Origin of the sequence: Noviherbaspirillum sp., assembly GCF_036563305.1 — a bacterium.
GTDB lineage: Bacteria > Pseudomonadota > Gammaproteobacteria > Burkholderiales > Burkholderiaceae_D > Noviherbaspirillum.
Map to the genome: position 1 here is coordinate 105,233 of NZ_DATCMQ010000014.1, position 16,161 is coordinate 121,393.

A 16,161-nucleotide genomic window follows, 5' to 3' on the forward strand; every position below is an offset into this window, starting at 1 on the left:
CGTCGCGTTCACTGCTCCGCCAGGGACTGCAGCTCGGCCACGCGCGCCTGCACGGCGGCGGCGCCGAACGACGCCGGTGCGCTCGCCGCCAGGCGCAGCGCCTTCTGGTAATAGTCGAGCGCCAGCCGCGGCTGCTGCAGGTTGTCGAGGCTGACCCCGAGATTGAATGCATAGTCGGGATTGCCCGGCGCGCCGGTGTAGGCGCGGAAGTAGGCCTGCTGCGCATCGGCCCAGCGCGACTGCCGCGCATACACGTTGCCGAGGGCGAAATGCAGCGCCGCCGCCTGCGGATGCAGCGCGAGGATTTTCTTGAGGCGGCTTTCGTCCTGCGCGGCGTCGCCCCGCTGCAGGCCGGTCAGCCCGGCGACGGCATCGGGGTCGGCGGGATCCGCCTCCAGCAGGCGCGCGTACCACGCCGCAGCCTGCTCCGCGCGCTGCTGCCTCAGCGCCAGCGCCGCCATGCCGAGCATCGCGTCGCGGCTGGTCGGATCCTGCTGCAGCGCGCGGCGATACTGCTGTTCGGCGCCGGCGTAGTCGCCCGCATTGAAGGCCTGGTAGCCGAGCATCGCGGCGCGTCCGGCCTGCGGCGGCTCGCTGCCGCGCTTGATCTCGATGCCGCTGCGGTCCACCACGTAGGGCGCTTCCGCCGGCACGAGCGCGGTTGCCGGCACCCGGGTTGCCGCGGCTGCAGGCGCAGCCGGGAGGACTGGGGTGGCCGGCGCGGCGGAGGCCGGGGCCGGCGCGCCGGTCGCTGCTGCAACCGGGGCTGCAACCGGTGCGGCCGCCGTTGCGGCTTCCGCCTGCGGGGGCGCGACGGGTACCGCTTGCTGGTCGGCGGAGGCCGCCGGAACCTGCGTGCCGGTGTCCGCCGTCGCCGGCACCGCGTCGGGTGCCGCCATTGCGGGCGGTACCGGTGCGGGCGCCAGCTGGGGCGTGGCAATGCTGCTGGTCGTTCCCGTCAACTCATAGGCGAACCATCCGCCGATCGCCGTCAGCGCGAGACCAAGGGCCGCTGCCGCAAGGACAAGGCGTCGCCTGCGCGGTTCCGGCGCGTTTGCGGCGAACACCCGGCGCGCGGCCTGCTGCGCCTCGGTCTGCCGTGCCGGCTCGGCGGCGCGGCGCACTTCAGCAGCGGACGCAGGAACCGCTTGTTGCGATGGCGCACCCGGGGGCGGCGTCGGCGCCTCAGGCGTGGCGACCGCTTCGGGCACGGGCATGACGTCGAACGGCAGATCCGGCGCCGCCGTATACCCGGTTGCGGACGACGCGGACGCGGCTTCCGGCGCGACCGCGTTCGTGGCGATCTCCTCGACGAGCGCAACCGGATCGGACTGGTGCATGGCCGGCACAGGTGCATCGGCGAGGAGGGACAACGGCACGGGCACTGCGTCCGCCGGCTCCTGCACCGGCGGCAGGTCCGGCGCCCACGGTGCCGGCTGGGATGCCGCGGCAGCGGGCGGATCCGGATCGAGCAGCGTGAAACCCCCGAATCCGATCGGATCTTGCGCCGCGGTCTCCGGGCCGGGTTGCCCGACCGCCGGCGCGGGCCCCTGCTTCTGTCGCTGCTTGGCGTCCTCGGCCTTTTTCAGGGCCTGCATCAACAGGCTCATCGCGGCGCTCCCTCGGCTGCCTGCGGTTCGGCGGAGAGCGGGGGGAAGCGCGGCGGCTCCGGCCGCTGCACGTCCTCCAGGTAGTCGCGGAAACCGCGGAAGTCACCCTGCAGGCTGGCGTTCCTGACGACCACCGGCCGCATGAAGATCACCAGTTCCGTCTTGCTGTTGGTCTCGTTGCGATAGTTGAGGACATCGCCGATCAGCGGAATGTCGCCGATGCCGGGCAGCCCGTCGCGGGTGTTGTTGACCGAGTCCTGCATCAGGCCGCCCATGACGGCGATCTGGCCGGTGCCAACCTTCAGCACCGATTCCATCTCGCGGGTCTGGATCACCGGCACCCGGCTAATGACCGGGGGATTGGCCTGCGCCAGCGCCGGGTTCGGATCCTGCTCGTAACCCACGATGCGCGAGATGGTCGGCCGCACGTTGAGCGTCACCTCGTCGCTGTCGGCGATCTGCGGCGTCACGCTCATCACGAAACCGACCGGCACCGTGTGCAAGGTGGAGGTGTAGGTGGTGCGAACGAAATTTTCGGTGACCTGCGTATCGGCGGTGATCGTGAAATACACCCGGTTGTCGACCACCTTCAGCATCGCGGTCTGGTTGTTGAGCGCGCTGATCTTCGGGCTCGACAGCACCTTCACCTTGCCGAAGGATTCCAGCAGCTGGATGGTCGCGGTGATGCTGCCTACCGAGGTCGCCGGGTTGGTGTAGTTCATCAGGAACAGGCCGGGCGTGGTCCCGGGGATCACGTTCGACGGCAGGGTGCCGGTGACCGGCGCCTGCGCGAACTGGATGCCGTGGCCGACTTCCCGCGCCAGGCGCGACCAGAGGATGCCCTGCTGGTAGTTGCGGCTGAGCTCGACCTCCACCACCGTCGCCTCGATCAGGACCTGGCGCTTGGCGCTCATCATGACCATGTCGAGGAATTCCTGGACCTTCTCGTGCTGGCGGCTGGTGGCGCGCACGGCGAGCACGCCGGTTTCGGGATTGGCGATGACCGAGGCGGCTTCGCGATAGGTGCTGCGGCGCGCGGGCGCGGGAGCAGATGCCGGCGCGGATGCGGGCGCCGCCGCGGGCTGCGCGGCCGCCGGTTTCTGCCCGGACCCAACTACCTTTGCCGTACTGGCCGGGCCGGCAAGCGCGGCAAGCGGCGAGGGCGACTGTGCCTGCGGAACGGGCTCCGGCTGCTGCCCATCCTCCGGTATCACCTTGTCGGTCTCGTGCAGGGTGTCCTTGATGTTCTGCACCAGGGTTTCCCAGAACCGGTTGTTCGAGGTGTTGGTGACCGAGGTGGTGGAATTGTTGTCGCCGCCGCCGCCGGTCGGCCCGGTGCCCGAAGCCACCTGGGTCGCGATGCTCATGTTGCTGGTGCTGTTGCGCGCAATGTTGACATAGTCGACCCGGTAGTTGCGCAGGTATGGCATGTCGGGCAGCACCACCAGGTTGCTGCCTTCCAGTTCGTAGCGCATGTCCACCTGCCGCGAGATGCGGGTGAGCAGCTGCGGCAGCGTCTGGTTGAGGGCGTTGAGCGTGACCTGGCCCTCGATGCCCGGATGGATGTCGACGTTGAGCCTGGCGTCGCGCGCGAGGGCGAACAGCAGCGACTGCACCGGTACCTTGTGCACGGTGACGCTGTAGGTCTCGGCCTGCGCGCGCGGTTTCGGCGGCGCCAGCGACGGGCTCTGCTGCACGGCCTGCGGAATGTTCCCGGCCGGTTGCGGCGCCGGCTTGAGGTGCGCGGTGGAAGGCGCCATCGGCGTCGCGCATGCCGCAAGCGCCACGGAACCGCACGCCATGGCCAGCCTGTTCATCGATCCCCGCAACCGTAAGAAATTCATGTCTTCCTTGTTCCTGCCCGGACGGCGCGCGCCGCTCATGCTGCGCTCCCTGCCCGCGCGATTTCGCTCTTGAGTCCGCCCACGGTGCGCAACTGCGCCCGGTAGCCCCATGCCTCGCGTACTTTCTCGATCTCGGCCCGCGCCTGCTCGCGCGCGGCAAAGCTGCCGTAGGTAATGCCGACGCGGTCGGTCGCGCCGAGCCGCGTGCGGTAGACATACACCTGGTCCAGTCCGGTCTGCCCTTCCAGCTTGCGCAGGAAACGCTCCACCTGCGCATCATCCGCCTGCATCAGGTTCAGCTGCAGGCTGTAGCGTCCGTTGTCTTCGCTGTCGAGCCAGGCTTCGGTGGCCTGCAGGCGGCGCTCGAGCAGGGACGCGGCAGCCGGCGCCGCTGGCGGTTTGGCCGACACCGGCTTGACGTCCGCCGCGACCGTCGCCTGCGCCGGCTCGGTTGCCGCCGGCGCTGTCGCCGGTGCTGCCACCGCTGCCACCGTTGCCGGTTGGGCCGGGGCCGCGGACGGCGCCGGCGCTGCGGCGCGCGGCCACCATTGCCATGCCGCCGCCGGCAGCGCCACGCCCGCTGCCAGCAGGGCCGCGGCGGCTGCGCCGGTCAGCGCCCGCCGCCGCAGGACACTGCCGGCCCTGCCGGCAAACTCGGAGTCGGCAATCGCGGCGCGCACGTGGCGCTCGGACACCGAATACTTGTCGTCGGCGAAGGCCGCGAGCAGGGCCTTGTCGGCGAGGATGCTGATGCGCCGCACCACGCCTTCCGACACATCGGCGATCAGGCGGGCCGCGCCGCTGCTGAATATGTTCGGGCCCCGATACCCAGCCGCCCGCATCCGGAACATCAGGAATTCCGGCACGGACTCGCGCCGCAGCGGCGGCATCGTGAATCCCTGGGTTATGCGTTCCTTCAGCTGGCGCATGCGCGCCAGGCCGAGGTTGTCATCCAGCTCCGGCTGCCCGAACAGGACGATCTGCAGCAGCTTGTCGCGCGCCGTCTCCAGGTTGGAAAACAGGCGGATCTCCTCCAGCGTCTCCAGCGGCATCGCCTGCGCTTCCTCGATCAGCAGCACCACCTGCCTGCCGCGCGCGTGCTTGGCGATCAGGTCGGCCTGCAGGATGCGGATCATCTCGTCCGGCCGCTTGCCCGACGTATCCAGGCCAAGCTCCGCCGCGATCGCATAGACAACCTGGTCGCGCGCCAGCGTGGGATTGACGAGATAGATCACTTCGACCGATTCCGGCAGCATGCTTTCTAGCATCCGGCACAGCATGGTCTTGCCGCTGCCGACCTCGCCGGTCACCTTGACGATGCCGGCGCCGTTGCTCACTGCATAGAGGAGCGCGTCGAGTATGTCCCCGCGCTTGCCGCCGGCATAGAAGAAGGCCGGGTTGGGCGTGATGCCGAACGGTGGTTCATTCAGGCCGAAATGCGAAAGGTACATGCCTAGCTCTTGTCTCCGTGATCCTTCTAGTTCTTTGCCGTCGCGGCCCCTGCCGGCGACGCCCCTGGTCCTGCGTTCAAGCCGCCCCGGCAACCTCCGCTTCGCCCTGCCCGATGCAAGTGAGGAAGGCCTGCTCCAGCGTGCCGCCGTAGGTCGCGCGGCATTCCGCCGGCGTACCCCTGAAGCGGATGCGGCCGCCATGCAGGATCGCCATGCGGTCGCACATTTCCTCGACGTCGGCCAGCGCATGCGAGCTGAAGAACACGGTCGCGCCGCGCCCGCGCAATGCCCGTAGCTGCGCCTTCAGCAGCGCCCGCCCGCGCGGGTCGAGTCCGCTCATCGGTTCGTCGAGGATGTACAGGTCGCGTTGCGCAAGCAGGCAGGCGGCCAGGCCGAGCTTCTGCGTCATGCCCTTGGAAACGAGCCGCACCGGCCTGGCCAGCACCGATGCATCGAGGTCGAGCGCCTTCAGCATCGCCTCGGCATCCTGCCGGCGATAAGGCACGCCGTGGAGCGACAGCGCGTAGCGGAGAAAGTCGCTACCGGTCAGGTAGTACGGGGGAATGAAGCGCTCGGGAAGGAAAGCCAGCGCACCGCGGGATTGCGGCTTGCGGTGGTCGCAGCCATCGATGGCAATGCGCCCGCCGTCGATCTGCACGAAGTCCAGCAGGCTCTTGATGAGCGTCGTCTTGCCGGCGCCGTTGACGCCCACCAGCCCGAAAAACTCGCCCTTTGCCACCTGCAGGTCGATCTCATGCAGGACGACCTTCTGCCCGTAACGTTTTGCGACGTTGTCGAAGCAAATGGACACGGCGGAAGGACATTTGCCGGGCGCGATCATGGATTAACAGGCGGTTAAACGGAGTTTCCATTTTGCATGACTCGCCTGGGTTTGGAAAGGAGAAGATGATGCGTGGAAACAGAAGTAAGCCAATGTTTCCCAAAGGAATTTTCTCAATACAGAGAAAAGGCGGGAGCGCAGCGCTTGCCCGCCTAGTCGGGCCAGGCGGGAAGAACCGGTACGGGTGTCAGCCCGCAGTCTCGCAGCACCGTCCACCACGTGCCGTTTCGCCTGGCTGGCCGCCGCCGCCGCCGCATCCCCTGCCCCGCTGCATGCCTGCCGGCAGGATTGACGCAGTTAAAAGACGGGTCCGCTGGCGGTGCGCGGCCGTCATCCGCTGGCTAAACTGCCTCCGAACCCGATGGCGCCGGACGGCACGCCGGAAACAATGAACAAGGAGAAGAAAAATGGTGAACGGCAAACGGACTGCATCAATCTTCACGGCTGGCGCCGCCGTACTGGCGCTGGCGGCCTGCGGCACGCCGCAGCCACCGGCCACAACCCGGGCTCCCGCACCGGCTGCCGCGGCACCGACCCCCGCCACCATCGCCCCTGCGACGCCGGGGATGTTCGTGGCCACGCCCGGCGCAACCACCGGCAAGACGCTGGTGCAGTGGCTCGGCCAGAGTGCGACCAGGATCATCACCCCCGGCGGCAAGGTGATCGTGATCGACCCATGGCTGACCAGCAATCCGAAGACGCCGGAGGGCTACAGGAATGTGCACTCGCTCGGCAAGGTCGACCTCATCCTCGTCACCCACGCCCACGCCGACCACTATGGAGACGCGCCCGAACTGGCGAAGCTGTACAAGGCGCCGGTGTACGGCCCGGCCGGGCTCAACCAGTCGATGGTCCACCTCGGCGTGCTGCCGGCCGAACTCTCGCCCCGCTTCAACAAGGGCGGCACGATCACGCCGCTGGGCGCCGGCATCAAGATCACCGCCGTGCATGCGGAACACAGCTCCGAACTCACCTGGCGCAATCCCGCAACGGGCAAGGACGAGACCCATGTCGGCGGCGAGCCGGTAGGGTTCATTATCGAGCTGGAAAACGGCTTCAAGATCTACCACATGGGCGACACCGGCCTGTTCGGCGACATGAAGCTGATCGGCGACTACTACAAGCCCGACCTGGTACTGATCCCGATCGGCGGTCACTTTGTGATGGACCCGAAGGATGCCGCGATTGCGACACGCGACCTGATCCGGCCGCGCTATGCGATTCCCATCCACTACGGCACCATTCCGCAGCTCAAGGGCACGCCCGAGGAATTCCTGCGGTCGATCGGCAATTCCACCATCGGCGTGCTCATGATGAAGCCGGGGGATGCGCTGCAGTTCTGACGACGCTTGCCACCACCCGGGCGATGCCGCGCCGCGGGCTCGGATGACCGCCTCGCTGCAACGCACGATGCGTCCCTTGAAGCTGGCGCGCCGGAAGCCGCCCTGGGCGGGTGCAGTTGCGTCTCACTGCATCCAACTTGCCTTGCCTTCCCTTCGAGGATTTTTGCAGTGCTTGCATGGCGCTTGTTACCTGTAGATCCTCACCTTTCCGGGGAATCGTGAAGGAGCGCTTCTGTTTCGCTTCACGCGAACCGACGCATACGCGTGCAGCGTCACGGCGGAGAGGGAGGACGGCCAGGCAATGAGATTGCGGAGTGAGGCAGCAATTCCGCACTACCGGCTGCGCGGTTCCACCATGTGCATTGCCCGGCCGGCGACGTCCGCGACGTCGGACCATGGCGCTGCCCGACCGCCCGGTCCGCTGCGCCTGCCCGCCACCTAAGCTTCGCCCTCAACCCGCTCCCCCGACTCGCCCGTTTCCAGCGCATACAGGGCACGCCATTCGTGCGCTTTTTCGGCGAGACCAGCCAGCTTGTCGCGCAACGCCTTCGGATCGATGTCCGCCATCCTGCAATGGTCGGCGAATACCACGCGTCCGGTCTCGAATGACATGGCGAACGCGGGCCCTCTGCCGTTGTAGAGAAGCAGGTTGGTTTTCAGCATTGCGCTGTACGCTTCCACTTCCCGGCCCTCCGGCACCTTGCCGAAGTCGCAGTAGATGAAAAGCACCCCGGGATCCACCGTCGCATTGTGCGCCAGTGAGATCACCACGTCATTCACCATCATGGCACCGCTATCGATCACCACCTCGGGATTCTTCAGTTCGCACAGGCGGCAAAGATCCCGCACCAACGATATGTATTGCTCTTTCATCTCTTGAATCTCCTTTGCCGGATGCCGCGCGACGCGTGTTCATCCGATACGGTCGACACGGATATACCCGTGCACCTCGTCTGCCCGCATGACCCGACTGGCCGAACAGATGCGAGCCGACACTGCTATCGGACTGCCGGGCCACGCCGGGAGAATCCGATCCTCGCCAGGAAACCTCTCGTCGATCCTGCCGCCGCCCCTGCCCGCGTTGGCGCGGAACGGGCGGTCGACGCATCTGTCACGGCCGGCGCAGAGTTCGGGACAGGATCCTTGCGACGTTTCTTAAGCTTGTTCGGCGACCTCGGTGCCGGCGCTTCCTGCACGACGGCCGGCGTTGCCGATCCGGGCAATTCCGAACGTGCCTTGGGCTTCAGGTGCAGCATTCGTCTGGCCAGATCCAGCATGTCATGCCGCCGCAGCGACCGGAAGCCCGTTGGCGCCGTCGTCGCCGGCTGGACAGTTCCCGCACTATCCGTCGACACAGGCATCGCGCTCCGACCCGACGGACGAGCGGGCGAACGTGAAGGGATCGACGGAGGACTTGTCGTATTGCGGTGGGCACCCGCGCGCGGTGGCGAGGGGTGTGACACATCGACGCGACCGCTGCCGTTCGATGCGGGGCTCATCGTCCGTGCGTGACCGCTCGCATGATCGGAAACCGACGATGCCCGGGAAGTGTCGACATAGTGCGGGTTCCGCGTATCGCTGGACCGGACGCCGGATGCACGCACTGCAGCCGTTCCGAGCACACCGTCTTCCGCGTCGCCAAAGCTGGTCGACGTCGAACTCCGGCCTGACGGACGAGCGGGCGAACGTGGAGGGATCGGCGGGGGACTTGTCGTATTGCGGTCGGCACCCGCGCGCGGTGGCGAGGGGTGTGACACATCAACGCGACCGCTGCCGTTCGATGCGGGGCTCATCGTCCGTGCGTGACCGATCGCATGATCGGAAACCGACGATGCCCGGGAAGTGTCGACAAAGTGCGGGTTCCGGGTATCGCTGGACCGGACGCTGGATGCACGCACTGCAGCCGTTCCGAGCACACCGGCTTCCGCGTCGCCAAAGCTGGTCGACGTGGAACTGACGGCAGCGGCACTGGTTGACGGCGTCTGGGTCCTCCTCTCCAGGGAACGCCGGTCCGCGCCAGCCGCGCCGCCCGACATGTATGGTCCCCTGGAAAAGGCGTTGCGCGGGGTCCCTGCAACCGACAATGTGGACCTGCGCAAGGCAGGCGTACGCCTCTCCGGCCCTGCACTGCGGGCCGGCGGCTGCAGGGCGTACCCATTCCTTTCGGCAGCGGTCGCCTCGTTGTCCTCGTCTATCCTGCTCTCCCGGAAAACCCTCCCGGCACTCTGGTCGACCTCTGTCTCAGGGTGTGGAATTTCGCGCTTATTGATCTCCTTGTAAAGGTCTTGCATGAGACGCATAGTGGCTCCAGTGTTCGTGTAGAAGTGCTGGAGGTCGAGGTCGGAAGAGGAGGCCGAGAAGATGCCATGCGCGGCTTCGATGTACGCTCGCTCTGCTTCGGCGCCGATGGCGGCCGGCGGCGTACCAGGTTGCTCGTCGTCGACATCGTCCGAACTGTCCGACGTGAACCCGGGATCCCCGTCCGGCTCATCACGGCGTACAACCTCGGCGCTATCCGGGCCGGCTTCCAGCCGCTTCAGCTCCCCTGCAAGCGTATCGTGCATGACCCGCAGCTCGCCTTGCCTCAGCACGAGTGTCCGGTACGCCTGCTCGGCGCCGGCGGCGCCGATACCTTCGCTGCGTATGGCGAACAGGGAGGACAGGTCGAATCCGCCCTTCAGGAGCTCGCCCAGATAGGCCCAACCGAGTGCTTTCGTTCCGGTCAGCTGGGCGACACCTCCCTCCTTCGCCTTCGCACGGTGGTCGTCGCGCAGGAGCAACCGCCTGCCGATCATCGACGCGACCGCGAATGAGCCCAACGAACCCGCGACTGTGTTGACATGCAGGGGCCACCGTGGCATCTGCTTTCCGCGGCGATGGCCGAATTCCGTCCGTGGAATGGGGTGCCCGCACCACGCGCCGTACAGGATGACCAACAGGGGAAGTGCGACACACCCGGTCTTCACGTATAGCGCCGTCGATGCCGAGGTGTCGGGCGAGCTTAAGAAGAGATTGGCGGTGGAACTTGCCATCTGCGGTCCAAGCGGGCCGCCAAAGATGAGGTGATACTGCGCCCACGTCATCTGCGCAGCCGCGGACAGGAATTCGGCCGTGATGCTGATTCTCGCTTTCCCGCCGCGATACAGGCCGGCATACAGTTCGCCGAACCTTGGCACCGGCGCCGCCGTCCCCCGGATGTCCACCTCTTCGTCCACCTCCTCGTCGGCTTCACCGGCGGCGTTTGCCTCGGCTGCGCCGGCCGTACCGGCGGCGTTACCGATGCCGCCAGCCGTCATCGTGCGAAACACCAGGTCCAGCGACGCCGCGGATACGTCCCGGTATTCCATGCGACCGACATGCCCGATATCCTTGTCGAGCCGCTGCCATTTCTCCTTCAGTTCGGCGCTGCGCTTCAACGCCTTGGGGCCTGCCTTGCTGCTCGCCTCGTGTATCCTCGCGTCAAGGCTGATCAGCTCCATATCGTCTGTCGCCGGTGCGCTCTCCACATCGGCAAGACGTGCCTCGTGGCGCTTTTGCGCCGCCATATACCTGAGCCCGTCCTTTGCCGCAAGACCGACGGAGAGCGCCCAAGCCTGCAGCGTGGCATCGCGCTCGGCAGTGAGGGTCTGGACGGCCTGCGCCTGCCGCACGTCCGTGGGTGACAGGACATTGCGCTGCTTGCCCGTCCAGTCCTCCCCCTCCAGGGCCAACGCAAGCAGCAGGCGGGTCTTGTTCACCTCGTCGTGCGGGGTGACCGCCCGGACGCCGACAAGGTAGCACAGGAAGGCAAATGCATACGAAGCCGCCGCGTAGCTCGGGTTCTTGTGAAACAGCGCGGCGACAGTCGACGCAATCGACAGGATGAAAGTACCGAGCCTCACGATACCCTGGAAGGCCAGGCCTTGTTGATAGGCGAGATTAAGGGAAAGGCGGGTCGTGTATGCCTTGATTGCGGCCTCTGCCTCGCCCTGCTTAGTGTCGATCTCCTTCAGGATTGCCGTGTACCGGCCGGCGTCGCTCGTATGGGCGACCGTTGTCAGCAGATCGTCTATTTCCGCCACTTTCTTGTGCAGCATGCGATCGAGGACGTCCAGCGTCGGCGTCGACAGCTTCCCGGCAACGTTCGGCTTGGGACGGTAACCCATGTCGGCCCAGGGAACGACGGCCTGGAGGCTGATCGCGCCGACCAAAGCCGCCACGAACGGCATGGTCCAGGCCATTGTCACCTGTGCGACGTGCGAGTGCGTGGCGGCGAACGTCGCGGACGGCGCCAGATAGCATAGGGTCGGCAGCACCACGCGCAGGGCGTAACGCCCGCCGTACGTGCGGGAACCCTGGTCGAGGTCCTCCAGGCTGTGTCCGAACGCGAGCAGGTAGTGGCTCAGTGCGCCGGCCATGTCGCCACGCTGCCACGCCATTCTCGCCTCGTTGTACTCCGGGCTGCGCACCAGGTCCTCGGGCGACGGATGTTCAGCGCGCTGTCGGTCCGCGAGCCTGCCGAGTGCCGTCCTTCTGGCCGCATCCGTCCTGGACTGGCGGAGCGGACCGGTCGCGGCCGGCCGGGCCGCTTCTTCCGTGCCCTCGGGCTTGCCGGCGCTCGCCGGAAGGTGATACGGCAGGTACGGCGTGCCTTTTTCGACATCCCAGGTTCCATTGGCCGGACGGGAGAGAGTGGGGATGAAAGGTGAGAGAGGCATACGATTCTTCGGTTGGTCGAAAGTATGGGTCGCGCGGAAGCACCTGTTTGTTCATACGGCCGGCAGGCGGGGAATCTCCGCGCAGGCTTGCCGCACCCTGACGACTTTGCGGGCCGATGGACGCGCCCGACGCGAAGCCGGGCGACGGGTAGGGTCAGCGGGGAGGGCCGGCTTGCGGACTTGCCGGAGGACTGATGCCGATGTTGTCTTCAATCTTGCGTGCGTCAACGCGCTCGCCTTCCAGCGGTGCAACCTCCGCCGCGGCTGCCGACCCTTTTTTCTTCTCCAGCGCCTCAGCCAGATCCTTCCGGAGCGGTTTGCCGGTAACGGCGGCAAGCGCGAGATTGGGTGCGTGGGGCGGCGTTTCTTCCAGTTTCGCCGGGGTACCGACGGCCAGCCTTCCGACCGGCTCGAACTGTTTCTTCGGGTTGCCATCGCTGTCTGTGAATGCAGCGGTCAGCATGTATCCCTCGAGGAACTTGGGCGAGAGTCCACGCGCCCTGAGTTGCAGCAGGCCTTCGAACCCTTCCACCTCCTGGAGGAAAAGCGCTCTCTTCTCCGGCTCTGAAATGCGAGCCGCCGTCTCGAGGGATTCCAGCATCTTCCGCTGAACGGGTTCCTGGACGGCCGCTGCCTGGAAGGCCACGGCAACGAGGTTTGTGCACATCACGCCGTTGAGATCTCTCCAGGCGTCGTCCAAGGTCTGGTTTGGCTTCAACACCGGCTCCACCGGGTTCCTGTACATTTCAGGATCGGGATCGAAGGCATTCATCGCAGCGCGGACGGCCTCCTCCTTCCTGCCTGCCTCCCATCGCTGCCGGGCCTCCTCGATCCTGGACCTCTTGCGTTCGCCGTCCGGCATGTCCCGTACCTCCTGCGGCAAGTCATCTTCGCAGAACTCGTAAAACGGCCGTGGCTTCCCCATCTCGCTGAGCTGCCGCACGCTGTAAGCCACGTTATGCTCCGACGCCCACAACAACGCGATCCATGCCGCGATGCTCGCCACCTCACGGTCGGCATGGCGGAAAACCTTGTACGTACCGGACTGTATGGCAGTCGCCTGCACCCGGAAGATGGGTGTTTTGGTGCCGATACCCCCGCGCGCATCGACGACCTGCACGGTCCCGTCGGCACCCATCCCCGGGACCGCTATCAGCGCGTGCACGTTACGATAGTCGCCGATCATCGTCTTGTCGTTTACGCGGCCGTTCAGGCGCGGCCGCTTGTCTTTGTCATCCAGCCCCGGCCGACCAAGATCGGGTTCCGATTCCGGATACTGGAATGACTGCGTCTTCGCGTGCGCGGCGGTTTTCGGATATACCTCATAGGCGAACAGGATATCTCCTGGCGCGAGATCATCGATGCTTATCAGCGGCATGCGAAGGAGTTCAAGGGATAGGGGATGGAGGGCCTTTACCATGTCCGCGGGATCAATTGGCAGATGGAACGACTTCAAGAAATCAATCTGTTCCGGCGTCGCTCGCGGGAGCGTGTCTTCGACCCCAGCAGCCGCAGCGCTTGCGGCAAGCGACAGCGGCGGCGCGGATTCCCGTCGCTCGACTTCCATATTCAGGACAACGGGCGTTGATGAACGTACTGGCGCTTGCGGTGCGGCGGTCGCGTGCTCCGCGTCCGCCGCGTGCTCCGCGGTCGCAGCGCCTGCCATATGCGTGCGCGGAATCCCGGCGCCCGTCGATGCGGATCCGAAGTCCAACGCTGGTGCAGACGAAGGGACGGCGCGGCGGGCCGCAATGACCTCGGACGCGGCATCATTGCCCGCGTGCCTGCTTCCACAAACAAGGATCGACGTGGCAGCATGTTTGCCCTGATGCGCCGCCCGCGTTCCGCATGCAGCCATTTTTCTTAAAAGAGCCTTCGCATTGCCGACCCAGCCGGGCAGCGCCCGTCCCGGGCCTTCGGTACGTGCCGGACCTTGCACAGCGGGGGCTGACGGCGCTTCAGGCTCAGGGGAATTTTGCGTGCCGGCGTCGATTGCATGGTCGGTCGATGCTGCGGACGCGCCTTGCACGGACGAAGGCGGAAGTACGTTCGTTACCATGATGCCTGATTCCTTTTCATTGCAGATGAAGCAGTTGAAGGGTGCGCGTCTTCGGCACTGCACGTTTCCCCTTGGGCCGTCACGCTGTACGGCCGGCCGAGGAAGCGTCTTCCGGAATCCATGGCTGCGACGCTTATTGCATTTTTCTTATATGGCCATGCGGATTCTGTGTCGACGCGCATAGCAACGTTCCATGACAGCTTGGCATTGGCCTAGTCGTGTTGGGAATACCTCCGGCGGAACGATCGCATTGCACCCTGCCGGGAATGTCTGCCTGGGACATGCATCTGCTTCCCGGCGGGCCGGAAGTCGGCTCAATCGCGCAAGGAGATGGCATGTTCCCCGACGAGCATTTCGATGCGCGCCCACTTGTCCCGCTGTGCCACGCTTCGGATACCCGCTTCCAGCTCCGCGAATCTCCGCTGCAAAGCATCGAATGCAGCCCGATCCGCAACCGCCGGATCGAGCTCGGCGACCGCGGTCTGCAACACCAGCTTCTGCCTGGCGAGCTCGGCGTTCCTCTGCTGTTCGATCCCATTCGCCTCCGGGTCCTTTCGCTGGAGAAGCACGGTCATCGGATGCCAGTTCTCGAGGAATCGCCGCCACCCCTCCTCGCCGCCTTCGCCTCTGCCGGCGAGCGCCAGCCTGGCGTGTTCCAGGTCGCCGTCGCTGATCGACGCGCAGTTCGGGTACAGCATCGTCTCCATCTGCACGGGTAGCGCGAATTCCTTGCTCAGCCTGACGATATACCCGAGATACACCTCGATCTCGTCCACAAATTGCAGCGAATTCACTTTCTGTCGTGCCAGCGATTCAAGTGTGGCAAGCCGGAACATGCCTTTCGCAAGCTTGATCAAGCCGGCGCTGTCGTCATCGTGGCGGCCGCTGTCGACATCCTGTTCGGCGTGCCGGTTCATGCAGGCGATTTCCATGTGCAGCAATGCCAGCGCGACCCGGTCGCCGCAGGTATCGACAGCGCCGCGTGCAATCGTGAAGCAGGTGCCTCGCAGCTTCGGGTCCTGCTCCAGCTGTCCGATCAGTCCCTGAACCCGCTGCGTGAAATCTCCCTGCAGCCGCGGGTTGTTGTAGTCGCCGGTTTCCACCAGACGACCAAGGAACTGCGAGAACACGGCGGCATTCTCTTCCGCCTCGATCCGCTTCCACAGAGCGGCGCAGGCAGGCGCACCGTCTATGGCACGGCCCTTCCAGACGGCAACCGCCTCCGCCAGGGGAACCGGTTCGGCGGCAGCGGGGGCGGCGTAGTCATAATGGATGGTCGGACCGTTTCCGGCGTACGACTCCACAACGGCGATGAACAGATTGCGCACGCGATGGGACAGCCCGCTCAGGGTGAGCTCGACGCTGGCGCCAGCTGGCAGTTCCATCAGGTTCTCGGGCAGGCTCGTCAACAGCACCCCGCTCATGTCCAGGCTCGTCAGTCCAGGATGATGGAATAGCGTCGGCGGCGAACGCAGCAGCGTACAGTCGGCCATGCAGAGCTCTTCCAATGCAGTGCAGTTCCGCACGCATGGCGCCTGTCGCAGGGCGCCGCACTCACGCATGTTCAGCACGCGCAGATGTACGGAGCTGGTTACCTCCGGCGGTTCAGTCAAAGCCTCGCATTGACTGAGTTCCAGCACCTCGAGATCCACGCATTGCGACACATCCGGCGGCGTCGCGAGGCTTCGGCAACGTTCGAACGTCAGGTACATGAGCTTGACGCAGTCCACCAGGATGGGCGGGTGGGCGAGGGATTCACAGCCGTCCATCACGAGCGTCCTGAGCCGCGCGCAGCCGGCCAGCACCGGAGGCGTCACGACATTTCGGCAATCCTGCATCGAGAACCGCTCCAGTCGAGCGCAGTCTGTCAGGTCGGGACCCTTGGTCAGGCCGGCGCACTGCATGACATGCAGCTCCGTGAGATGCGCGAGCCCGGACAATTCCGGCAGGCGATCAAGACCGCTACACCCGGACAGCGTCAGATGCGCCAGATGCGGCGGCATCGGCGGAAGGCTTGTAATGACACTGCATGTAATCCTCAAGGTGGCCTCGGTGTCCGCCCAGGCGCTCCTGATCTTCGCCGCCACCGCCCTGTATGCGTGCGCTGACGCCGGCGGCGCCGCTAATACCCATGCATCGATGGACTGCAAGTGACGGCCGGTTGCACCGAGCCGTCGGGCAAGGCGCGCGCGGTGAGCATCATGCTGTCCACTTGAAGTCGGTGGAGACTGTGAACGATCCGGCTGGCGCGGTGATGCAGATGCAATACGAGACCCGCTCTCGCGCTCCGGATCCGAGTTGTTCACGTTTGCAGGC

9 protein-coding genes are annotated in these 16,161 nt (G+C 65.9%); 1 reads left to right on the forward strand and 8 read right to left on the reverse strand.

Translation table 11 applies throughout. The annotated features are described in order from the left end of the window. Positions 1-8: 8 nt before the first annotated feature. The 4 genes from VIM12_RS13290 to VIM12_RS13305 form a co-directional block, all read right to left on the reverse strand. On the reverse strand, positions 9-1,610 hold the full coding sequence (locus VIM12_RS13290) for a tetratricopeptide repeat protein (protein ID WP_331942134.1): 1,602 nt from the start codon (positions 1,608-1,610) through the stop codon (positions 9-11). Then, positions 1,607-3,454: a pilus (MSHA type) biogenesis protein MshL gene (gene mshL, locus VIM12_RS13295; RefSeq protein ID WP_331942135.1), complete on the reverse strand. Its 1,848-nt coding sequence runs from the start codon at positions 3,452-3,454 to the stop codon at positions 1,607-1,609. The genes VIM12_RS13290 and mshL overlap by 4 nt, the downstream gene beginning before the upstream one ends. A gap of 35 nt (positions 3,455-3,489) precedes the next feature. After that, positions 3,490-4,905, reverse strand: coding sequence for an ExeA family protein (locus tag VIM12_RS13300; protein WP_331942136.1), 1,416 nt, complete (start codon positions 4,903-4,905; stop codon positions 3,490-3,492). A gap of 76 nt (positions 4,906-4,981) precedes the next feature. Then, positions 4,982-5,716, reverse strand: a complete 735-nt coding sequence (locus tag VIM12_RS13305; RefSeq protein WP_331942137.1) for an ABC transporter ATP-binding protein — start codon at positions 5,714-5,716, stop codon at positions 4,982-4,984. Positions 5,717-6,153: 437 nt separating this feature from the next. Here VIM12_RS13305 and VIM12_RS13310 point away from each other — a divergent pair, with 437 nt between their 5' ends. Further along, positions 6,154-7,089 carry a metal-dependent hydrolase gene (locus VIM12_RS13310; protein WP_331942138.1) on the forward strand — a complete coding sequence of 312 codons (936 nt, stop codon included), beginning with the start codon at positions 6,154-6,156 and terminating at the stop codon, positions 7,087-7,089. Between the two features lie 438 nt (positions 7,090-7,527). On the opposite strand, the gene VIM12_RS13315 is transcribed toward VIM12_RS13310, so the two are convergent. The 4 genes from VIM12_RS13315 to VIM12_RS13330 all read right to left on the reverse strand — a co-directional run bounded on the left by VIM12_RS13315 (position 7,528) and on the right by VIM12_RS13330 (position 16,151). Then, positions 7,528-7,962: a CesT family type III secretion system chaperone gene (locus tag VIM12_RS13315; RefSeq protein ID WP_331942139.1), complete on the reverse strand. Its 435-nt coding sequence runs from the start codon at positions 7,960-7,962 to the stop codon at positions 7,528-7,530. 125 nt (positions 7,963-8,087) lie between these two features. Then, entirely contained in the window at positions 8,088-11,786 is a 3,699-nt protein-coding gene (locus VIM12_RS13320; protein WP_331942140.1) for a hypothetical protein, read from the reverse strand. Between the two features lie 154 nt (positions 11,787-11,940). Then, the gene (locus tag VIM12_RS13325) at positions 11,941-13,845 is read right to left on the reverse strand and encodes a hypothetical protein (protein ID WP_331942141.1); all 1,905 of its coding nucleotides are present in this window, start codon (positions 13,843-13,845) and stop codon (positions 11,941-11,943) included. Positions 13,846-14,159: 314 nt separating this feature from the next. Continuing rightward, positions 14,160-16,151, reverse strand: coding sequence for an NEL-type E3 ubiquitin ligase domain-containing protein (locus VIM12_RS13330; protein WP_331942142.1), 1,992 nt, complete (start codon positions 16,149-16,151; stop codon positions 14,160-14,162). Positions 16,152-16,161: the final 10 nt, after the last annotated feature.

Excerpts from the sequence above, each read along its gene's own strand:
- VIM12_RS13290 (WP_331942134.1), bottom strand. The coding sequence starts at position 1,610 with ATGAGCCTGTTGATGCAGGCCCTGAAAAAGGCCGAGGACGCCAAGCAG.
- VIM12_RS13315 (WP_331942139.1), bottom strand. The coding sequence starts at position 7,962 with ATGAAAGAGCAATACATATCGTTGGTGCGGGATCTTTGCCGCCTGTGC.
- VIM12_RS13310 (WP_331942138.1), top strand. The coding sequence starts at position 6,154 with ATGGTGAACGGCAAACGGACTGCATCAATCTTCACGGCTGGCGCCGCC.
- mshL (WP_331942135.1), bottom strand. The coding sequence starts at position 3,454 with ATGAATTTCTTACGGTTGCGGGGATCGATGAACAGGCTGGCCATGGCG.
- VIM12_RS13300 (WP_331942136.1), bottom strand. The coding sequence starts at position 4,905 with ATGTACCTTTCGCATTTCGGCCTGAATGAACCACCGTTCGGCATCACG.
- VIM12_RS13320 (WP_331942140.1), bottom strand. The coding sequence starts at position 11,786 with ATGCCTCTCTCACCTTTCATCCCCACTCTCTCCCGTCCGGCCAATGGA.
- VIM12_RS13325 (WP_331942141.1), bottom strand. The coding sequence starts at position 13,845 with ATGGTAACGAACGTACTTCCGCCTTCGTCCGTGCAAGGCGCGTCCGCA.